Origin of the sequence: Allobosea sp. (genome assembly GCF_017308075.1) — a bacterium.
Classification (GTDB): Bacteria; Pseudomonadota; Alphaproteobacteria; order Rhizobiales; family Beijerinckiaceae; genus Allobosea.
Window position 1 is genome coordinate 121,887 of record NZ_JAFKFX010000026.1, and the last position, 21,364, is coordinate 143,250.

Consider the following 21,364-nt stretch of genomic DNA (forward strand, 5'->3'; position numbering starts at 1 on the left):
CTTGTGGCGAGCATCCACGTCTTGAACGCCGCTCTTGAAGAACGAAGACGTGGATGGTCGGGACAAGCCCGACCATGACGGGAGCGAGTGCGACGAGAGGCTCATACCGTCAGCACCGCGGATGTCAGGAGCTGGGTGTAGGCGTGGTGGGGATCGTCGAGGACCTGGTCGGTCAGGCCCTGCTCGACGACGCGGCCATCCTTCATCACCATCAGCCGGTCGGTGAGCAGGCGCGCCACGGCGAGGTCGTGGGTGACGATGATCGCGGCGAGGCCGAGATCGCGCACCAGCACGCGCAGGAGGTCGAGCAGTCGCGCCTGGACCGAGACGTCGAGGCCGCCGGTCGGCTCGTCCATGAAGACGAGCCGGGGCTCGGAGACCAGCACGCGGGCGATCTGCAGGCGCTGCTGCATGCCGCCGGAGAACTGGCGCGGCCGGTCGTCGATGCGCCCCGCGGCGATCTCGACACGCTGCAGCCAGTCGAGCGCGGTCTCGCGGATCTTGCCGTAATGGCGGGCGCCATTGTCCATCAGGCGCTCGCCGACATTGCCGCCGGCCGAGACGTCCATGCGCAAACCGTCGCGCGGATTCTGGTGGACGATGCCCCAGGCGGTGCGCATCAGCCGGCGCCGCTCCTGCTCGGCGACCGAATAGATGTCGAGCGGTTCGGTACCGCCGCGAAAGAGCACCTCGCCCGCGTCGGGCTTGTCGATGCCGGCGAGGCAGCGCAGCAGGGTCGATTTGCCGGAACCGGATTCGCCGACGATGCCGAGCACCTCGCCCGGCCAGAGATCGAAGGAGACATCGGCGCAGCCGATGCGCTCGCCATAGAAGCGGGAGACGCCGGCGACCGAGAGCAGCGAGGCCGGATCGAGTGCGAGTTGCTGCGGATTGACCTGAATGTTCATGACTTGGCCTCGTCCTCGACCAGATGCAGCGCCGAGGCGTCGGCGAGCATGGCGCCGCGATGGCCTTCCGCCCGCCGCGTCTCGCAATGATGGCTGTCGGAGCAGACGAACATGCGCCCGCCCTGGTCGTCGATCACCACCTCGTCGAGATAGGAATCGGCGGCGCCGCAGAGCCCGCAAGGCTGCTCCCAGCTCTGGATGCGGAAGGGGTGGTCCTCGAAATCGAGGCTGCGCACGCTGGTATGCGGCGGTACCGCATAGATGCGCTTCTCGCGCCCGGCACCGAAGAGCTGCAGCGCCGGCGACCTCTGCATCTTCGGATTGTCGAATTTCGGGATCGGCGAGGGCGCCATGACATAGCGGCCATTAACCATGACCGGATAATCATAGGTCGTCGTGACCTCGCCGAAGCGGGCGATGTTCTCGTAGAGCTTGACCTGCATCAGCCCGTATTCGGCCCAGGCGTGCATCTTGCGCGTCTCGGCCTCGTGCGGCTCGAGCTTCCGCAGCGGCTCGGGCTGCGGCACCTGGTAGACCATGATCTGGCCGCTCTTCAGCGGCGCTTCCGGGATGCGGTGGCGGGTCTGGATGATCGTCGCCTCGTCGGTCGCCTCGGTCGTGCGCGCATCGGCGGTGCGCTCGAAGAAGCGGCGGATCGAGACGGCGTTGGTGGTGTCGTCGGCGCCCTGGTCGATCACCTTGAGCCGGTCGTCGGGGCCGATGATCGCGGCGGTGACCTGGATGCCGCCAGTGCCCCAGCCGCGGGCGAGCGGCATTTCGCGCGAGCCGAACGGCACCTGGTAGCCGGGGATCGCGACCGCCTTGAGCAGGGCCCGCCGGATCATCCGCTTGGTCTGCTCGTCGAGATAGGCGTAATTGTAAGCCGGCTTGTTGTTTTCGCCGACGCTCTGATGCGCGTTCATTCCGCGGCCTCCGGCAGCGCTTCATTCGCCTGATCGGCGTGCTTGTCCTGGCGCTCCTGCCGCTCCCTGCGGATGCGGCGGATCAGTTCGAGCTCACCCTGGAAATCGACATAGTGCGGCAGCTTCAGATGCTCGACGAAGCCGGCTGCCTCGACATTGTCGGAGTGGTAGAGCACGAACTCGTCCTGCTGCGCCGGATAGGTCGCCGCCTCGCCGAATTCGCGCGCCTTCAGCGCCCGGTCGACCAGCGACATCGACATCGCCTTGCGCTCGCTATGGCCGAAGGAGAGCCCGTAGCCGCGGGTGAATTGCGGCGGGACGTCCTTCGAGCCGGCGAACTGGTTGACCATCTGGCACTCGGTCAAGGTGATCTCGCCGAGATCGACGGCGAAGCCGAGCTCCTCCGGCACGAATTCGACGCAGACCTCCCCGACCCTGACCTCGCCGACGAAGGGATGGCTGTTGCCGAAGCCACGCTGCACGGAATAGCCGAGGCCGAGCAGGAAGCCCTCGTCGCCGCGTGCCATCGCCTGTAGCCGGACGTCGCGCTCGGCCGGGAAGGAGACCGGCTCGCGGGTGAGATCGAAGGGCCGCGGATCGCCTTCCGGCGGCGCTTCCTCCTCCATCAGCCCCTCGGCGCCGAGAATGTCGGGCACGCGGGGCATCGAGGCGTCGAGCGGCTGCGCAGCCGGACGGGCCTGCACCTCTCCTGGAGCCGCCTCGTCCATCAGGGCAAAATCGAAGAGCCGGTGGGTGTAGTCATAGGTCGGGCCGAGCACCTGACCGCCGGGCAGATCCTTGTAGGTCGCCGAGACACGGCGGCGGATCGCCATCTTCGCGGTATCGAGCGGCTCGGAGGAGCCGAAGCGCGGCAGGGTGGTGCGGTAGGCGCGCATCAGGAAGGCGGCCTCGATCGCGTCGCCCTGCGCCTGCTTCAGGGCCAGCGCCGCGAGATCGGGATCGTAGAGCGAGCCTTCGTTCATCACGCGACCGCAGGCGAGACCCATTTGCTCGCGGATCTGGGCGACTGCGATTTCCGGCACGCTCTCGTCGCCGCGGCGGGCTTCGGCGACGAGATCATGGGTGGCGAGGATGGCGGCTTCGCCGCCCTTGACCGCGACATACATCAGTAAAGCTCCCGGCGGGGCATCAGCGGGTCTCCAGGATTTGCGTCGAGCGCGGCAGGCCGATGAGGCGCGCACCTTGGCTCAGGATGAGGTCGACACCGCAGGGGTAGAGCGCGGCATTGGCGGCGAGTTCGGCCCAGAAGCCGGGGCGCAGGCCGGAGGGCGCGATCTCGCAGGTCCCGGCGATGCCCGGGCCTTCTAGGGTCACCACTTCTCCGCCGGTGAGCGCGGCGCATTGCACGATCACCGTGGTCGAGCGGTCGGGAAACTGGTCGTCGCCGCTGTTGAAGGCGGCAAGCTTGGGCTCGAGCGCTGCGCCGTCGATCACGGCGAAGGCGGCGCGGGCGGGGTCCTCGACGAGGGCCGCGCCGCAATGGAAGCGCAGCCAGGCGCCCGCCGGCCCGTCGCGCAGGGCGGCGGGCAGCCAGATCGGCGTCTCGTAATCGGCGAGCGTCAGCAGCGCGAGGGCGCTGGCAGGCTCCAGCCCGGCTGGAGGCGCGACGGCGATGGCGAGCTCACGGGCCTGCCCGGGCTCGGAGAGCGCCGCCAGCAGGGCCCGGAAAGCTGTCTGCGATTGGAAGACCGGGTCCGAGAAGCCGGCGCCGAGCAGGGTTTCGTTCGTAGCCATCAGCCGCCCCGGACCAGCGTGAAGAAATCGACCTTGGTGGCGGCAGCCTTGCGCGAGGCGAGTTCGCGCGCCGCCTGCTGCTTCTCGGCCAGCGCGCCGACGCCCTGCCGCAGTGGGCCGGCCTCGGACTCGTCCTGGAGCAGCGCGTCGGTGATCGCCGCCAGCCGCGCCTTGCCGGCATCGCGGCCGAGGGCATAGGAAAAGCCCATCCTGCCACCGCCCAGGCGGACGACGCAGCGCGTCACCGTCGCCTCGCCGAGATTGAAGCGCCGCCCGGCACCACCGGCGCGACCTTCGACCATGACGGTGCCGGTTTCGGGCGCTTTGAGGACTTCGTGTTCGGGCTGCGGCCCGGCCTGCGCCAGCAAGGCCTCGATCTCGCAGCGCGAGGCGCGGGCCAGCACGGCCATCCAGTGCTGCCGTGTTGCGGTTTGAGTCATCCGGTGAGGCCTCTCGCCAATCTCTAATGTCTAGACTATCATGGATCTGAACCTGAGAAAGGTCTATACATTTCAGATGAAATTTTCATGACGGATACCGTTTCCGAGACTGCGGCCGGCGAGGCCGGCACGGCCTGGCGGCGGATCGCCGATGCGCTGGCGGCGTCGATCGAGCAGGGCGAGTATCGGCCGGGCGACACGCTGCCGGCCTCGGTGGCGCTCGCCGAGCACTATGGCGTGCACCGCCATACCGTGAGGCAGGCTTTTCGCCATCTCGCCGAATGCGGCCTCGTCACGGTGTCGCGCGGCCGCGGCACGCAGGTAACCGCCCCGCGCTTTCCCTACCGGCTCGGCCGCCGGGTCAGCATGCGCACCAATTTCGGCGCCGCCGGCATCGCGGTGTCGAGTTCGGTGCTGGCGGCCGAGATCGTCGCCGGCGAAGCGCAGCATTGCGCGGCGCTGGGGCTAGCCGAGGGTACGCCGCTCTGGGCGATCGAGACCCTGAGCCGGGCGGGCGGGACGCCGGTCGGCACCGGCATCCACTATCTCTGCGCCGAACGTTTTCCGGGCTTCGACGCGATCCTGCGCGAAGCCGGGGGCTCGATCACCGCCGCCTTCAAGGCCTGCGGCATTCCCGATTATGTCCGGAGTTCGACAAGGCTGGCGGCGCGGCTCGCCACCGAGCGCGAGGCGGCGCTGCTCTCGATCGCGCCGGGCTCGGCGGTGCTGCAGACCCATGGGCTCGACGCGCTGCCGGACCTGACGCCGATCCACATCGTCAACAGCGCCTTCGCCGGCGAGCGCATGGAGATGGTGGTCGAGCCCTTCGGGGAGTGAGGCCCAGCTTGGCCGTCGCCGTCATGCTCGTCCTTGTGGCGAGCATCCACGTCCTGAACGCCCTGTTCGATCAGTGAAGCAAAGTCGTGGATGGTCGGGACAAGCCCGACCATGGCGGGGAGAACGTCAGATCGCCCGCTTGCCGATGATGGCGTGGCGCAGCTTGCCGGAGATGAAATCGATCGTCGTCACCGCCGCCAGGATCAAGAGGATCAGGAAGGAGACCTGCTGCCATTCGAGCGTGCGGATCGTCTCGGCGAGATAGAGGCCGATGCCGCCGGCGCCGACGATCCCGATGATGGTCGAGGAGCGGGTGTTCGACTCGATGTAATAGAGCACCTGGCTGGCGATCACCGGCAGCACTTGCGGGATCAGCCCGAAGCGGATCTCGTGCAGCTTGCCGCCGCCGACCGAGGCGACACCGTCGACAGGCTTGCGGTCGGCGGCCTCGATCGCCTCTGAGAACAGTTTGCCGAAGGCGCCGAGATCGCTGGTCATGATGGCGAGCATGCCGGCGAAGGGACCGAGGCCGACGACATTGACCCAGATCAGCGCCCAGATCAGCGCGTCGACGCCGCGCACCGTATCCATCGAGCGACGGGCGAAAAAGTGGACGACGCGGTTGGCGACGACGTTCTTGGCGGCGAGGAAGCCGAGCGGGAAGGCGAGGATCGCCGCCAGGATGGTGCCGAGAAAGGCGATGGCGATGGTCTCGAACAACGCCTTGACGAAGATGACGGCCCGGGCGAGCGAGCCGGGATCGGGCGGCAGCATCAGCACCACGAAGGTGCCGAGATTGGCGAAGCCGGCGAAGAACCGTGCGAAGGAGGTTTCGAGCGTGCTCAGACCGTAGACGAAGAGTCCGACGAGGCCGCCGATGACGGCGAGGGTGATGATCCTCGCCTTGAGCGAGCCGTCGATCGCGATCTTGTGGCGGGCGACGAGCGCGGCGCGGTCGGCGGCCGAGAGGGCGAGGCTCATGGGCGATGCTCCAGGCTCAGCAAGGCGTGGCGCAGACGCTCGGTGCCGTAGTCGATCAGCATGACGGTGACGATGATCAGCAGCAGGATGGCGCTGACATCGGTGAAGTAGAATTTGCGGATCGCCTCGATCAGGTCCTGGCCGATGCCGCCTGCGCCGACGAAGCCCATGATCGAGGCGCCGCGGACATTGATCTCGAAGCGCAGCAGCGTGTAGCTCGCGAAATTCGACAGCACCTGCGGCACGACGGCGAAGCGCACGGTCTGCCACCAGCCGGCGCCCGTCGCGTTGAGGCCGTCGACCGGCTTCATGTCGATGTTCTCGACGACTTCGGAGAAGAGCTTGCCCATCGCGCCCATGGTGTGGATGGCGATGGCGAGCACCCCCGGCAGCGGGCCGAGTCCGAAGGCGATGACGAAGATCAGCGCGAAGACGATCTCCGGCACGGTGCGGCAGAATTCGAGGAAGCGGCGCGTGACCCAGCGCAGCCCGGTCGAGCGGCCGAGATTGCCGGCGGCGACAAAGCAGAGGAGGAAGCCCCCGACGGCGCCGAGCACGGTGCCGACATAGGCGATGACGACAGTCTGCCAGAGCAGGTTCAGCCAGCCATTGATGCCCCAGTACCATTCCTTGAGATCGGCACCGAAGGTGGCGAGCCGGAGCGTCGGCATGGTCTCGAGGATGTATTTCGGGAAGCGCCAGGCGTTCTCGGCGAATTTTTTCAGGTCGACCTCGGCGCCGATGCCGGCGAGCACGACGCAGATGGCGAAGATCGCGAGGCCCAGCAGGGTCTGCAGGCGCTTGGCCGCCATTTCGCGCCGGTAGAGCTCGGCATGGGTGGCGATAGCGGGGGCGCCGGAGGCGAGAGGGAGCGTCATGGGATGATAAGCCCTGGCCGGAGAGGCGCGGGGAACCCCTCTCCCGGATGGGAGAGGGGTAGGGGTGAGGGCCTGCGGGCAAACGCCAGAGCGCGGTGCGGCCACTCCAATGTCGAGCATGCCGTGGTGAGGGCGGTCCCTCACCCCCGGCCCCTCTCCCATCCGGGAGAGGGGAGAGAGGCTATGCTTACGAGGACTTCTTCTTGCGAAGCGCGTCGACGAACTTGTTCAGCTCGATGATCGGGTCGTAGGCCTTGTTGTCGACGGCGACGAGCGGGCCCTGCTTGCCTTCATAGATCTTGTCGAAGGCGGCCTTGTCCTTGGTGGTGATGTTGAGGACGGCGTCGCGGATCTTGGCCTTGAGCTCTTCCGGCAGGTCGCTGAGATAGGCCAGCGGCGAGTTCACGATCTGCTCGGACTTGAAGATGATCCGGAAATCCTCGGCCTTGACCATGTTCTTGCGGGCCATGCGCTGCAGGTTCGATTCCTGCTCGTCGTTCCACCAGTTGGCGGCGACGTCGACGGTGCCCTGCTGCAGGGCGATGACGGCGTTCTCGTGGCTGCCGGTGTAGACGACCTTGCCGAAGAAGGTCTCGGGCTCGATCTTCATGCCGTTCAGCGCGAAGCGCGGGACATTGTTGCCGGAGGTCGAGTTCGGGTCGACCAGGCCGAGATTCTTGCCCTTGAGGTCCTCGACCTTCTGATAGGGCGAGTCCTTCTTCACGTAGAAGACCGAATGATAGCCCTTGGTGCCGTCGAGATTGGTCTCGATGGCGAAGGCATCGACCTTGGCGCCGGTCATGCGGGCGCGAGCGAAGGAGGACGGGCCATAGGAGGCGATGTGGATGTTGCCGGCGCGCTGGCCTTCGATGATCGCGGCGTAGTCGTTGGCGATGCGCAGCGTCACCTTGGTGCCGAGTTCCTTCGAAAGATAGTTGACGAAGGGGGTGTAGCGCTCGGTCACGCCCGAGGCGTTCTCGGCCGGGATGATCGCGAAGACGAGTTCGGGATACTTGGCTTTCCAGTCCTGCGCGAAGGCGGGGGCGGCGAGCGTCGCGGCGAGGCCGGCGGCAAGCGTCAGGGTATGACGGCGGGTCAGCATGAGAGTGCTCCTTGGGGGGTAGTCTGGTGGTCGGGGTAGGCGTTGCCTGCGGAGGATCCGCTCAGGCGACGTTCTGTCGGATGCGCCGCGCCTCGGAGGTGGCGATGACGTCGAGCGCATCGAGCGCCTCGGCACCGGCGTCCTTGGCCTCGATGCCGTAGAGCTCGGCCGCGATCTCGCTGGTCAAAGCATGGGGCGGACCGTCGAACACGACCTTGCCGGCAGCCATGCCGATCAGCCGGTCGCAATACTTCGCCGCGATGTCGAGATGGTGCAGGTTGGAGATGACGGTGATGCCGTCCTCGCGGTTGATCCGGAACAGCGCGTCCATGACGATCTGGCAGTTGCGCGGGTCGAGCGAGGCGATCGGCTCGTCGGCGAGGATGATCTGTGGCTCCTGGACCAGAGCGCGGGCGATGGCGACGCGCTGCTGCTGGCCGCCGGACAGGGTCTCGGCGCGCTGGGCCAGGAGATGGCCCATATCGAGCCGCTCGAGCGCCGCGATGGCGCGGATCTTGTCGTCCTGCGAGAAGCTCTTCACAAGCGTCAGCGCCGCGGAGCGATGGTTGAGGCGGCCGAGCAGCACATTGGTCAGCACGTCGAGGCGCCCGACCAGGTTGAACTGCTGGAAGATCATGGCAGTGTCACGCCGCCAACCCCGCAGCGCGCCGCCGCGCAGGGCGGTGACGTCGCGCTCGCCGCTGAGGATGCGCCCCTCGCTCGGGTCGGAGAGCCGGTTCAGCATGCGCAGCAAGGTCGACTTGCCGGCACCGGAGCGGCCGATCACGCCGACCATCTCGCCTCGCGGGATCGACAGGGTGACGTTGTCGACGGCGGCCTTGCCGCCGAAACGCTTGGTCAGACCCTCGATACGCAGCATCGGCAGCTCTCCTCGCAATCGCGAGCGAGCCCTATCGGCGGTAGATGACAGTGCCGTGACGCGGCCCGCGCCTCGGCTCAGGCACCGCGCAGCAGCAGATCGACACAAGCCTGGACATAGCGCTGGCGCGCTTCGGCCGGAGCCGGCGGCACGCCGAGCAGGCCGCGCGCCTGGTGGAAGCCGCGCAGCATGCCGATGAACTGCTCCGCCAACAGTTGCGCGCGGGGCTCGTCGATCGCTCGCGTGAAGCCATCACCGGATCGTGAACGCTCGCCGATCAGGGTGCCGAGATACTCGATCATCCGTGCCGCGCCGGCCTCATAGGCGGCGCGCCCGAGCTCGGGATAGCGCGTCGCCGCGCTGACGATCAGGCGGTGCAGGTCTAGCGAGGCCGGATGCAGCATCATCGCGAGCGCATCCTCGCCGAGACGGATCAGCGCGGCGCGCAGATCCGCCCCAGGATTCAATGCTTCTCGCAGCGGAATCGTCAGCTTTTCAGTGAGCTCGGCGCAGATCGCCTTGAACAGCGCCTCCTTGTCGGCGAAATGGCTGTAGATGGTCTGCTTCGAGACGCCGGCGCGCTGGGCGATCTGGCCGAGGCTCGCGCGGTCGAAGCCCTCGGCCAGGAACATCTCGGCGGCGGCGCGGGTAATCGCGCCATGCTTGTCCGGCCGCGATTTCTCGGTCGGCATTGCCCTTGCTTCCCTTGCGGCGCGCAGTGTACGGCGCTGGCTCGACGGGCCTATCATGCTTCCGCCCTTTTGGGACTTTATCGAACTGGACCGTCCAGTCTAGATTTCGCGCGCGGCACCGGAGCGTCCAGCCTCATGAAGCGTTTCATCCTCTTCCTTGTCATCGCCGGGCTGGCAGGCGGTGGCTATTATGCCTACCAGAAGCATTTCCGGCCGGTCGGCCAGCCGGCGCAGGCGGCCGCGAATGCGCCGAATCCGGGCGTTCCCGTCGAGGTCGGCGCGGTCGAGAGCATGACCGTGAACGAGGAAGTCGAGGCGCTCGGCACCCTCGCCGCCGATGAGGCGATCATCATCGCCTCCGAGATCGCCGGCCGCGTGATTTCGCTCGGCTTCCGGGAGGGCGAGCGCGTCCAGGAGGGGCAGGAGCTGGTCAAGCTCGACACCGCCATCCTCGACGCCGAGCTGAAGCAGGCGCAGGCGGACCTCTCGCTAGCTCGCGACACCTATGACCGCAATCGTTCGCTGGTCTCGCGCGGCGCCGGCACGCAGGTGGCGCTGGAACAGGCGACGGCCCAGCTCGCCTCGCATGAGGCGCGCGTTCAGCTGGTCCAGTCGAAGCTCGCCCAGGCGACGATCAAGGCGCCGTTCACCGGCGTGGTCGGGCTGCGCTCGGTCGGCGTCGGCGACTATATCTCGGTCGGCAAGCCGCTGGTCGCGCTCACCAATATCGACCCGATCAAGATCGATTTCCGGGTGCCCGAGATCTTCCTGACCCAGCTCAAGGTCGGGCAGCCGGTTCAGCTCAAGGTCGATGCCGTGCCCGACCGGCCGTTCTCCGGCCAGATCTTCGCGATCGATCCGGTGGTCGACATCAACGGCCGCGCGGTCAAGCTGCGCGCCAAGGTTCCCAATGGCGATCTCGTGCTGAAGCCCGGCCTGTTCGCCCGCCTCACCATCGTCGTCAATCAGCGTGAGAACGCGCTGGTCGTGCCGGAGACGGCGGTGGTGCCGGACGGCATCGGCAAGATGGTCTTCATCGTCGAGAATGGCAAGGCCAAGCGCATCCCGGTCGAGCTCGGCAAGCGCCTGCCGGGCAAGGTCGAAATCGTGCGCGGGCTGAAGCCCGGCATGCAGATCGTCACCGCCGGGCAGATGCGCCTGCGCGAGGGCTCGACCGTCTCGATCAAGCAGAAGGCGAGCGTTCAGACGAGCGCGCTGCCGGCCGCCGTTCCGGGCGCGGTGCAATGAGCCTGTTCGAGCTCTTCGTCCGTCGGCCGGTCCTCTCCACCGTCCTCAGCCTGCTCGTCGTCCTGATCGGCTTCGTCTCCTATACGCGCCTGACGGTGCGTGAATATCCGAACATCGACGAGCCGATCGTCTCCGTGCAGACGACCTATCGCGGCGCCAGCGCCGAGATCATCGAGACGCAGGTCACGCAGATCCTGGAGAACTCGATCGCCGGCATCGAGGGCATCGAGACCATCACCTCGACCAGCCGCCAGGAGCGCAGCCAGATCTCCGTGCGTTTCCGCCCGGATGTCGACCCCGACGTCGCCGCCTCCGACGTCCGGGACCGCGTCAGCCGGGTGCGCGGGCGCCTGCCCGACGAGATCGACGAGCCGATCATCGCCAAGGTCGAGGCCGACGCCCAGCCGGTGATGTATCTGTCGCTGACCAGCACGCGGCATTCACCGCTGGAGCTGACCGATTTCGCCGACCGCTTCATCGCCGACCGCGTCCAGAACATCACCGGCGTCGCCGAGGTCCGCATTCTCGGCCAGCGCCAATACGCCATGCGGATCTGGCTCGACCGGGCCCGGATGGCGGCCTATGCCATCACCGTGCAGGAGGTCGAGGCGGCGCTGCGGGCGCAGAATGTCGAGATCCCCTCCGGGCGCATCGAGAGCAATGACCGCGAATTCACGGTTCTCTCGCAGACCAGCCTGAACACGCCCGAGCAGTTCCAGCAGATCACCGTCAAGGATGCGAACGGCTTCCCGGTCCGCCTGCGCGACGTGGCCAGGGTCGAGCTCGGCGCCCGCGAGGAGCGCAACGCCGCCTGGTTCAAGGGCACGCCCTCGGTGACGATCGGCATCGTCAAGCAGGCTGTCGCCAACCCGCTCGACGTCTCGGCCGGCGTCCAGCAGGCCCTGCCCGGCATCATCGAGGACCTGCCGGACGGGATGTCGATCGCGACCTCCTACGACACCTCGATCTTCATCGATCGCTCGATCAAGGCGGTCTACACCACGATCGCCGAGGCGGTCGTGCTGGTCGTGCTGATCATCTTCCTGTTCCTGCGTTCGCTGCGCGCGACGCTGATCCCGCTCGTCACCATCCCGGTCTCGCTGATCGGCGCCTTCGCGCTGATGTATGCGCTCGGCTTCACGGTGAACACGCTGACGCTGCTGTCGATGGTGCTCGCCATCGGCCTCGTCGTCGACGACGCGATCGTGGTGCTGGAGAACATCCACCGCCATATCGAGGACGGCATGGAGCCGACCAAGGCGGCGATCAAGGGCATCAACGAGATCGCCTTCGCCGTGGTTGCGATGACGCTGACCCTGGTCGCGGTCTATGCGCCGATGGCCTTCTCGACGGGGCGCACCGGCAAGCTCTTCATCGAGTTCGCGCTGACGCTCGCCGGCGCCGTGCTCGTCTCCGGCTTCGTCGCGCTGACGCTGACGCCGATGATGTGCGCCAAGCTCCTGCGCCACGAGAACAAGCACAATTTCCTCTACAATGCGCTCGAACGTTTCTTCGAGGCGCTCTCCAGCGGCTATCGCCGCTCGCTGCGCTTTGCGCTGTCGGTCCGGCCGCTGATCGTGCTGCTGGCGCTCGGTGTCGCCGGCGGCAGCTATTATTTCTTCACCAATCTGCGCTCGGAACTGGCCCCGGTCGAGGATCGCGGCACGATCACCGCGATCGGCGTGGCTCCGGAAGGGGCTACCATGTCCTTCACCGCCGACTACGCGCGGCGCGTCGAGGACTATTTCAGCAAGATCCAGGAGGTCGAGACCTATCTCGTCATCGTCGGCTTCCCGGACGTGACGCGGGCCATCGCCTTCGCCCGGTTGAAGCCCTGGGAGCAGCGCCAGCGCAAGCAGCAGAGCCTGGTGGCCGAGATCAACAAGGGATTGTCGCAGATCCCCGGCATCCGGCTCTTCGCCACCAACCCGCCCTCGCTCGGCCAGGGCGGCGCCAACAGCAAGCCGGTCGAGTTCGTGCTGCGCTCCTCGGATTCCTATGCCGAAATCAAGCAGAACGTCGACCGCCTGATCGCCGAGGTGCAGGGCCATCCGGCGCTGACCAATCTCGAGACCAACCTGATCCTCGACAAGCCGCAGATCAAGGTCTCGATCGACCGGCAGCGCGCCGCCGATCTCGGCGTCGGCGTCGACGTGATCGGCCGCACCATGGAGACCCTGCTCGGTGGTCGCCAGGTGACGCGCTTCAACATGAACGGCGAGCAGTACGACGTGATGCTGCAGGTCGCCGGCCAGGATCGCAACACGCCGCAGACGCTGCAGTCGATCTATCTGATGGGCCGCGGCGGCCAGGTGGTGCAGCTGTCGAGCCTCGTCCGGGTCGAGGAGAATGTCGCGCCCAAGGAGCTGATCCGCTTCAACCAGCTGCGTTCGGCGACCATCACCGCCGTGCCGGGGCCGGGCTATTCGCTGGGCGACGCGCTGACCGTGCTGGAGCAGGCGGCGGCGCGGATCCTGCCCGCCTCCTACCAGAACGACTATTCCGGCCAGAGCCGCGAGTTCAAGCAGTCGGGCTCGTCGATCCTGCTCGTCTTCCTGCTGGCGCTCGGCTTCATCTATCTGGTGCTGGCGGCGCAGTTCGAGAGCTTCATCGACCCGGTGGTGATCATGGTCTCGGTGCCGCTCTCGATGACAGGGGCGCTGGCGGCGCTGTATTTCACCGGCGGGACGATGAACGTCTACAGCCAGATCGGGCTGATCACGCTGGTCGGTCTGATCACCAAGCACGGCATCCTGATCCTCGAATTCACCAACCAGCTGCGCGAGGAAGGCAAGGAGATGCTGGAGGCGCTGGTCGAGGCGGCGGAGCTGCGTCTGCGCCCGATCCTGATGACCACCGGCGCGATGGTGCTGGGCGCGGTGCCGCTGGCGCTCGCCTCCGGCGCCGGCGCCGAGAGCCGCTCGCAGATCGGCTGGGTCATCGTCGGCGGCATGACCTTCGGCACCTTGCTCACGCTCTATGTCGTGCCGGTCGCCTACAGCTATCTGTCGCGGGCACGGCGGCCGATGCATGGCGAGGAGCCGGAGACCGCAAAGGCTCATCCGCAGCCGGCGGAGTGAGGCCTGAAGCGCCATTGCGAGCGGAGCGAAGCAATCCAGTGGCGCGCGCAGTCCTTCTGGATTGCTTCGCTCCGCTCGCAATGACGGTGAGTGCTATTGCAGCCTGACCGAGACGCTCTCGCTGGCGCCGGCGGCATCGACCACCGAAATCCGCACGAAACCCTTGCCGGGCGGCTGCCATTCCGTCTCGCGGCGCCGGACCGGACCGGTGATCGGCGCGCCGTCGACCAGCCAGGTGAAGGGAGCGACGCCGCCGGCGACCTTGAGGCCGAGCTGGGGCCGCCCGCCCTCGGGAGCCGAGGCGGCGAGATCGATGCGGGCGCCTTCGGGTGGGAAGGCGAGCTTCAGCCCCGGCGTCGCTAGCGCAGCCACCGTCTTGGGCACATCCTGGCGCAGATGGCGCAAGGGCGGCGGCAGGGTCGCGCTGGTCGCGGCGATCACGCCGGGAGGCTGCATGAAGGGGCGGGGATCGTGGCCGATCCGGGCGAAGGCGTCGAACAGGATCGGCGCCGCAACCGCCCGCCCGACGAGGCCGGGCACCGCGCCGTTATCGGCCCGGCCGACCCAGACGCCGATGGTGTGTCTGCGATCGAAGCCGACGGCCCAGGCATCGCGATAGCCATAGGAGGTGCCGGTCTTGTAGGCGATCCGCCCCGGCGCGGCGTTCAGCGGCGGCGGCGCGCCGAGCAGCGTGTCGGCGACATAGAAGGCAGCGACCGGCTCGACGAGGCGCAGCGGGACGGTGCCGGGATCGGTCGCGGCCGTGACCTTCAGCGGCACGACCTCGCCGCCGCGGGCGAGTCCGACATAGAGCCGTGTCAGGTCGGAGAGCGTGATGCCGAGCCCGCCGAGGCCGATGGCGAGGCCGGGCGCGCCGCTCTCCCTGGGCATGGCGATGGCGGCGCCGGCATCCTTCAACCGCGACAGGAAACGCTGCGGGCCGAGCGCCGAGAGCAATTCGACCGCCGGCAGGTTGAGCGAGAGCTGCAGCGCCTTGCGGGCGCTGACCATGCCCTGGAAGCCGAGGTCGAAATTCTCGGGCACATAGAGACCGTAGCGGGTCGGCCGGTCTTCCAGCATGGTCTCTGGATGGGCGAGGCCATTGTCGAAGGCGAGCGCGTAGATGAAGGGCTTCAGTGCCGAGCCGGGTGAACGCAGGGCCTGCGTCAGGTCGAGCGAACCGGCGCGCCCGGCATCGAAATAGTCGACGCCTCCGACTGAGGCGCGGATCTCGCCGGTCTCGTTGTCGGCGACGAGGATGGCGATCGAGAGCTGCGGTCCCTGGCCGATGGCGCGCTCGCGGGCGAGCTGTTCCAGGGTCGCCTGCCAGCGGGCATCGAGGCTGAGGCGATGCCGCTTCTGCTCGGGAGAGCCGGCGACGACCTGCTCGGCGGTATGCGGGGCCAGCGCCGGGAAGGGTTTTCGCGCCGTCGGTATCGGCTCGTCGCGGGCGGCGGTGACTTCGCCCGGTGTGACGAGACCGGCGGCCTCGGCCTTGGCGAGCACGCGTTCGCGGGCCTTGCGCGCGGCCTCCGGAAAACGGTCGGGCCGGCGGGTTTCCGGCGATTGCGGCAGCGCGACCAGCAGTGCCGCCTCGGCGGTCGAGAGCCGCTTCGGCTCCTTGCCGAAATAGGCGAAACTCGCGGCGCGCACGCCTTCGAGATTGCCGCCGAAAGGGGCGAGGGTGAGATAGAGGTCGAGAACTTCAGTCTTGCTGAAGCGCCGTTCGAGTTCGAGCGCGCGCACCGTCTGCCTGAGCTTGGCCGAGAGCGAGCGTTCCTGGCGCGGTTCGAGCAGGCGCGCCACCTGCATGGTCAGCGTCGAGCCGCCGGAAACGATGCGGCCATTGCCCAGCATCTGGACGGCGGCACGGATCAGGCCCTGCGGATCGACGCCGAGATGCGCGTCGAAGCGCTTGTCCTCATAGGCCTTCAGCATGGAAAGATAGCGCGGATCGACATCGGCTGCGCCGACCGGCAGCTTCCAGCGGCCATCGGCGGTGACGAAGGGGCGCAGCAGCTTGCCCTCGCGGTCGAGCACCACGGTGGAGCGATCGCTGGCAGCCGAGAGGTCGAGCGGCGAGAGGGTGGAGGCGTACCAGAACAGCGCGCCCGTCGTGGCGGCTACCAGGGCGAGGATGCCGGCTCCGGGGTAAGCGAGGCGGCGTGGCCACGCGCGCTTTCCTTCTCTCCCCGAAGGAAGAGGAGGTTCTGTCGCGCTTGGCCTATCGTGCGGCGCGCTCACCTTGATCCTACCTCGCCGAGGTGATGTCGACCGTGCCGAACGCGGTCCTGCCGAAGCGGTCCGGGCGGTACATGTCCTCTATCACTGCCGCCGGCTGGACATAGCGGCCGGGCGAGACGGCCCGGGCGATATAGGCGACGGTGTAGCTCAGCGGCTGGTTGCTGCTGCCGCTGCGCTCGAAGGCGGCGACATAGCGGTCGTCGCGCGCCTCGGTGTGGACGGGCGCGACCTCCTGCTTCAGCCAGTTCAGCCCTTCGACAGAAGCGCCCTCGGTCAGGTTGGCGTTCTCGATCTCGAGCCCGGCCGGGACGGGATCGACCAGCAGCAGCCGGCCATAGCGCGCCGCCGGCTCGGTGACCTTGAGCGCCACGACATAGCGCTCGTTCTGGCGCAGGCGCGACGGGTCGACCCGCTCGCCCTTCATGCTGAAGAGCGTGCGTTCCAGTGCGAAGCCCTGGTTCAGCGCCGGCTCCGGCGTGGTCGGGATGCCGGAGACGGTCAGGACCGCATTGGCCGAGGCGGTGCCGGGGTTGCCGATGACGAGCGGCTTGCCCTCCAGCGCGGCGGCTGGAACCGTGCGGTAGAGCGCGCCCTTGCGTTCGGTGCCGTCGACGGTCAGCGTCATGCCTTCCGCCTCCTTGGCCATGGCCGCTGCGGCCATCGCCATCCACATATTCTCCTGTGTCGAGGTGTAGCGCGCGCTCTGGCGGGCATTCTGGACGATATCGGCGGCGCGGTTCAGCTCGGCCCGGTCGCCATTGCTCTCGGCGATCAGGGCGAGCAGCGCCGCCCCGTCACGCAGGCGCGAGCCGTAATCGGCGCGCGAGAGCCCGTCATCGCTGGTCTGCTGCAGGCGGCCGAGCGCGTTGCTGAAGGCGGCGGCACCACGGGGCCGGTCGCCGAGCAGGGAAAGCGCCGCACCGATCTGGCCGCGGGCCAAAGGCGAGGCGAAATCGGCGAGCTTGTTGTCGGCGAGATAGCGCAGATCGCCCATCACCGGCCGGCCGTTGCGAGCGAGCACATAGAGAGCATAGGCGATGCCGGCCGCTTCCTCCTTGTTGATCTCGCTGGTGTTGACGACCTGGTTGCGCAGGCGGTCGAGCGCCATGTTGAACGCCGTCTGCGGCACCGCGAACTGGCGCTCGCGGGCCCGCGTCAGGAAATCGGTGACGAAGGCGTCTAGCCAGAGATCCTCGCCACCGATGCTCCAGAGGCCGAAGGAGCCGTTGCCACCCTGGCGGGCGAGGACGCGCTCGATCGCGGCATTGACGCGCTCGTCGGCATTGCCGTCGAGGGCGAGCTGCTCCATCGAGGCCAGCCGGTTGACGACGAGCAGCGGCAGAGCGCGGCTGATCGTCTGCTCGGTGCAGCCATAGGGGTAGCGGTCGAGCGCCTTGAGGATCGCCGAAACGTCTAGTGCGGCGACCGGCGAGACCGAGATCGAGACGGCGCCCGAATCCGGCACGAGATCGGCCAGCAGGTCGGAGGAGACGGTCAGCGAGCCGCCTCCCGGGATCGGCCTGATGATCCGGCGGGCGATGGTCTGCGTCGAGGGCTGCACCCTGACCGCCAGATTCTGCACCGTGCCGATGCCGTTCGGGCCGGAGACCTTGACGTCGAAGCTCGCCCGGCCGAGGCCGGCGGCGGTGACCGGGATGGTCAGAGAGCCCTTCGCCCCGGCTGCCAAAGTCATGCTGCTGCGGGTCGCGTCGGCGCCGACGACGACCGGGCCCTTGACGTCGAGATCGACCAGATAGGAGCCGGCCGGGCCCTCGACATTGTCGATCTGCAGGTGAAAGCGCGACTGGTCGCCGAGCGCCAGGAAGCGCGGCAGCGTCGCCTGCGCCACGAGCTGGTCGCGGACGAAGACGTCGGCGCTCGCCTGCCCGGTCCTGCCGGCCGACCAGGCGACGGCCATGACCCTGACCGAACCATTGAACGCCGGCAGTTCGAAATCGACCTTGGCGGTGCCGTCGGGACCGAGCTTGACCACGCCGGAATAGCGCGCCAGCGGCTCCTGGGTCGGCGCCTCGCCATTGAGCTGCGGGGCGGCGTCGCCGCCGGAGCGGATCGCGCCGCGCACGCCCTGCATGCCGTCGATCAGATAGCCGTAGAGATCGCGCAATTCATGGCCGAGCTGGCGCTGGCCGAAGAAGAACCTGCTCGGGTCGGGGCTCTCGAAACGGGTCAGGTTGAGGATGCCGACATCGACGGCTGCGACCGTGACGAAGGCTTCCTCGCCGGCCTTGGCGCCGGTGACCTTCACCGGCAGCGACAGGGTCGAGAGCGGCCGCACCAGATTGGGCGCGCCGAGGTCGATGGCGAGGTTGCGCTCTTCCTTGCCGATCGCGAACCAGGCGAGGCCGATGGCACGGCCGGGCATGCGCTGGGCCTGCTGATCCATCGGGCGATGGGCGAGGGCGACGAGATAGGCGCTGGCACCCCAGCCCGCCCTGGCCGGCAGATTGACCGTGGTGCCGGAGGGCGAGACGTCGACAGTACGGATCTCGCTGATGCCGTCGCCGAGCACGGCGAGCGTCGCCTTGCCGGTGAAGCGCGCGGTCAGGCGGACCTGCATCGATTCGCCATCGGTATAGGCGGCCTTGTCGAGCGCGACGTCGAGCACGTCGGGCGTGTCGGCGGCCTTGTCGGTTTCGTAGCCGACGCTGAAGGAGACGCTGGTCTCGGTGGCATCGGCGCCGTCGGCCGTGACGTCGAGCCGGTAATTGCCCCATTGCACGGGCGCAGCGATGCGAGCGGGGGCGTTCTCGGCAACCGCGATCTCGCCATCGGAGACGCGGCGCGTCTGCTTCACGCCCTCATAGTTCCAGCGGCCGTCCTGATAGAACCATTGATAGTTGCGGGTGACCTTGGAGAGCGTCCATTTGAGGCCCTGCCGACCGATCCGGCGGCCGTCGCCATTGGCCATGATCACGTCGAAACTGGCGGTCTGGCCGTTGCCGAGCTCGCCGTCCTTGAAGGTTTTCCGCACGCCGATGGCAGCGCCCTTGGGCACGATCGGCAGCGTCACCGAACGGGCGATGGCGCGCCCGCCGGGCTCGCCGACGCGCACCGTCAGCTCGACCTCGAGCGGACGGTTGGCCTCCGGCTCGGCGACGGGGTTGACGAGCGTGACCTTGCCGCTGGCGTCGGTCTTGGCCGTGTCCTCGAACTCCGATTGCTGCGGCTCGAAGGCCTCGTCGGTGAGCCCCACCTCATAGCCGGCGAAGCCGGGGATCGCGCTCTGCCCGGCGGCCCGCACCGTCATCGAGCCGGTGACGTCGAGATCGGAACCGGGGGCGCCGTAGAGATAGCGGGCGGAGACGTCGATCTCGGCAGGCTCGCCGGCTTGCAGGACCGGCTTCTTCGGCGCGAGCGTCAGTTCCAGCCGTTCGGGGACATAGTCCTCGACGAGGAAGGAGACCTCGCCGATCGCGGCGCCCTTGGGGTCGGAATAGGCCTGAACCCGCCAGGTGCCGGTCTGGGCGCCGGAGATCAGCGGAATCGAATGGGCACGGCCGCCCGCCCCCTGGTCCTCGACCTGGCGGCGGCGATATTCGACGCCGTCCGGCCGCCTGACCACCAGGGTCAGCGGCAGGCCGGCGACGGCGGCGCCCTTGGCGTCGCGCAGCAGCGAGGTCAGATAGACCGTCTCGCCGGAGCGATAGACGCCGCGCTCGGTGTAGAGGAAGGCGTCGAGCCCGACGGGCGCGACGCGGCCCTTCACGCCGCGGTCGGACAGATCGAACGCCGTCTGCTTGAGATCGAGGAAGCCGTAATCCTCGGCGAGTGTCGCGGTGATGAGGCCGGGCGCGTTGCCGCCCTGGCCCTTGCCGAGGGCGGCGTCGAAACGGGCATAGCCGTTGCGGTCGGAGCGGATCGTCGCCAGCACCTCGTTGTTGCGGGCGATCAGGCGCAGCTCGGCATTGGCGACGGGTGTGGCGTCGGCGAGCGAACGCACCAGCACATGCACGCCGTCGGGGCCGGAGAAGGAGGTCAGGCCGAGATCGGAGACGACGAACCACTGCGTCGCCCGGGGCGAGCCGTCATAGTCGTAGTCGCCATCCGGGCTGCTGGCCGGCTGGGTGCCGCTCGGCCTGGCGAACATCACATAGACGCCGGGCTGGAGCTGCCCGACGGCCTCCAGCACCGGGAAGGCGGTGACGACGTCCTTGTTGAGCTCGGACTTCACGTCCATCGTGCCCTTCCAGACGCTGGCCCCCTTGTCCGCGGCGATCTGGCCCGCATTGTAGCTGCCGAGCTGGCTCAGGAAGTCCTCGGAATGGACCGAGTTGATCAGGTTGCGGTCGCCGATGCGCATCACCTCGAGGTCGAGCTTGCCGGCATTGACCGAGACGACCGGCACGCCCTGCTGGCCGGTACGCGGCAGCACGTAGTTCTTGCCGGTGAAGCGCACGGACGGGGCGCGGTCGCGGACATAGACCTCGTAATCGGAGGATTTCAGCAGCTTCTCGTCGGGCAGGGCCGAGGGTACGCCCTGGCGGATGACGAAGCCGTAGCGCTCGCCATGGCGCAGGCCGTCGACGCAGAGCTGGCGTTCTTCGGCGCTGACGGCGAAGTCGCCCTTGCCGGTGATCGCGACATAGGGCGCGAAGTCGACGCGGCCGCGGGCGAGCGGCTCGGAGAACTCGAAGCAGGCACGCGGGCTCGCCGCGTCGGAATCGACCTTGTTGGACAGCAGGCGGAAGCCGCGCTGGGCCCGCAGCGCCTCGTAGTCGCTGCGCAGCGAGGCATTGTCGGCGATGTCGAGGCTGAGCCGATAGGTGGTCAGGGCGGGGCGCCAGAGCTCGTTCTTCTCGAAGACGCGGGCGAGGACGCCGAGCGAGGTCGCCTCCTCGGTGCGCGAGCTCGAGCGCTGATAGGCGAGATAGGCGGCGCTGACGGCGCGCTCGCGCAATTCATAGCGTTCGCGATAATCGCGCGGCTCGATGCCGATCGCGGCCTGCGCCATCAGGCGCCAGCCGGCGGGATTGGCCGGATCGGCCATGGCGGCGGCATTGGCGAGAGGCAGGGCGCCGCGCGCATCGCCGCGGGAAAGCGCGGCATTGCCGTCGCGCAGCAGCGTCGCGAGGGGACGCTGGCTCGCCCCGACCTCGCGTTTCAGCCTTTCCTCCAGCCGCTGGCCGTCACCGGCGAGATCGGGCCGGACATAGGCCTTCTGGGCCAAGGCCGGAGCGGCAGCGAGAGCGAGACCGAGGATGAGGGCGAGACGGGCGAGGAGGGACATGGCTCGGTCTCCGGGAAGGCAGCAGGCGGCACGAGGATAGCCGCGGCAGGCGTCGACGCGATGACGTAACGTCGCGCCGTGGCCGAAACGAGGCTATCATCAGGCCCGACTAGCGCAACTTGCAAGACCGGGCCAACCGGCGCGTTTG

At 68.0% G+C, this 21,364-nt stretch carries 15 protein-coding genes; 3 read left to right on the forward strand and 12 right to left on the reverse strand.

Features of this window, described 5'->3' with window-relative positions:
* Positions 1-101 precede the first annotated feature (101 nt).
* From phnK to phnG, 5 genes are read right to left on the reverse strand one after another with little or no spacing between them, the layout of a single operon-like run.
* Positions 102-908, reverse strand: coding sequence for a phosphonate C-P lyase system protein PhnK (gene phnK / locus J0J10_RS07450; protein WP_291645919.1), 807 nt, complete (start codon positions 906-908; stop codon positions 102-104).
* Complete coding sequence (locus J0J10_RS07455; protein ID WP_291645920.1) at positions 905-1,831, reverse strand: alpha-D-ribose 1-methylphosphonate 5-phosphate C-P-lyase PhnJ; 927 nt, start codon at positions 1,829-1,831, stop codon at positions 905-907. Before J0J10_RS07455 ends, phnK begins: the two co-directional genes overlap by 4 nt.
* Positions 1,828-2,958 (reverse strand): carbon-phosphorus lyase complex subunit, encoded by a 1,131-nt coding sequence (locus J0J10_RS07460; RefSeq protein WP_291645921.1) that lies wholly within the window; start codon positions 2,956-2,958, stop codon positions 1,828-1,830. Before J0J10_RS07460 ends, J0J10_RS07455 begins: the two co-directional genes overlap by 4 nt.
* Positions 2,959-2,980: 22 nt before the next feature.
* Positions 2,981-3,586, reverse strand: a complete 606-nt coding sequence (gene phnH / locus J0J10_RS07465; protein ID WP_291645922.1) for a phosphonate C-P lyase system protein PhnH — start codon at positions 3,584-3,586, stop codon at positions 2,981-2,983.
* Positions 3,586-4,026 (reverse strand): phosphonate C-P lyase system protein PhnG, encoded by a 441-nt coding sequence (phnG, locus tag J0J10_RS07470; protein WP_291645923.1) that lies wholly within the window; start codon positions 4,024-4,026, stop codon positions 3,586-3,588. The genes phnH and phnG overlap by 1 nt, the downstream gene beginning before the upstream one ends.
* Before the next feature lie 87 nt (positions 4,027-4,113).
* Between phnG and phnF the strand changes: the two genes are divergently transcribed.
* Entirely contained in the window at positions 4,114-4,863 is a 750-nt protein-coding gene (gene phnF, locus J0J10_RS07475; RefSeq protein ID WP_291645924.1) for a phosphonate metabolism transcriptional regulator PhnF, read from the forward strand.
* Positions 4,864-4,989: 126 nt separating this feature from the next.
* Here phnF and phnE (J0J10_RS07480) read toward each other — a convergent pair whose 3' ends face one another.
* The 5 genes from phnE (J0J10_RS07480) to J0J10_RS07500 all read right to left on the reverse strand — a co-directional run bounded on the left by phnE (J0J10_RS07480) (position 4,990) and on the right by J0J10_RS07500 (position 9,396).
* Complete coding sequence (phnE, locus tag J0J10_RS07480; protein ID WP_291645925.1) at positions 4,990-5,844, reverse strand: phosphonate ABC transporter, permease protein PhnE; 855 nt, start codon at positions 5,842-5,844, stop codon at positions 4,990-4,992.
* Positions 5,841-6,722: a phosphonate ABC transporter, permease protein PhnE gene (gene phnE, locus J0J10_RS07485; protein WP_291645926.1), complete on the reverse strand. Its 882-nt coding sequence runs from the start codon at positions 6,720-6,722 to the stop codon at positions 5,841-5,843. Before phnE (J0J10_RS07485) ends, phnE (J0J10_RS07480) begins: the two co-directional genes overlap by 4 nt.
* Before the next feature lie 187 nt (positions 6,723-6,909).
* Entirely contained in the window at positions 6,910-7,824 is a 915-nt protein-coding gene (gene phnD, locus J0J10_RS07490) for a phosphonate ABC transporter substrate-binding protein (protein WP_291635651.1), read from the reverse strand.
* A gap of 61 nt (positions 7,825-7,885) precedes the next feature.
* Entirely contained in the window at positions 7,886-8,704 is an 819-nt protein-coding gene (gene phnC, locus J0J10_RS07495) for a phosphonate ABC transporter ATP-binding protein (protein ID WP_291645927.1), read from the reverse strand.
* Positions 8,705-8,781: 77 nt separating this feature from the next.
* Positions 8,782-9,396: a TetR/AcrR family transcriptional regulator gene (locus tag J0J10_RS07500; protein ID WP_291645928.1), complete on the reverse strand. Its 615-nt coding sequence runs from the start codon at positions 9,394-9,396 to the stop codon at positions 8,782-8,784.
* Positions 9,397-9,531: 135 nt separating this feature from the next.
* Here J0J10_RS07500 and J0J10_RS07505 point away from each other — a divergent pair, with 135 nt between their 5' ends.
* Positions 9,532-10,644: an efflux RND transporter periplasmic adaptor subunit gene (locus tag J0J10_RS07505; protein ID WP_291645929.1), complete on the forward strand. Its 1,113-nt coding sequence runs from the start codon at positions 9,532-9,534 to the stop codon at positions 10,642-10,644.
* Entirely contained in the window at positions 10,641-13,724 is a 3,084-nt protein-coding gene (locus J0J10_RS07510; RefSeq protein WP_291645930.1) for an efflux RND transporter permease subunit, read from the forward strand. The genes J0J10_RS07505 and J0J10_RS07510 overlap by 4 nt, the downstream gene beginning before the upstream one ends.
* Before the next feature lie 93 nt (positions 13,725-13,817).
* On the opposite strand, the gene pbpC is transcribed toward J0J10_RS07510, so the two are convergent.
* Together pbpC and J0J10_RS07520 are read right to left on the reverse strand one after the other, a co-directional pair.
* Positions 13,818-15,968 (reverse strand): penicillin-binding protein 1C, encoded by a 2,151-nt coding sequence (gene pbpC / locus J0J10_RS07515; RefSeq protein WP_465247167.1) that lies wholly within the window; start codon positions 15,966-15,968, stop codon positions 13,818-13,820.
* 7 nt (positions 15,969-15,975) lie between these two features.
* A complete protein-coding gene (locus J0J10_RS07520; RefSeq protein WP_291645931.1) occupies positions 15,976-21,216 on the reverse strand; it encodes an alpha-2-macroglobulin family protein in 5,241 nt (1,746 codons plus the stop codon).
* Between the last annotated feature and the right edge of the window lie 148 nt (positions 21,217-21,364).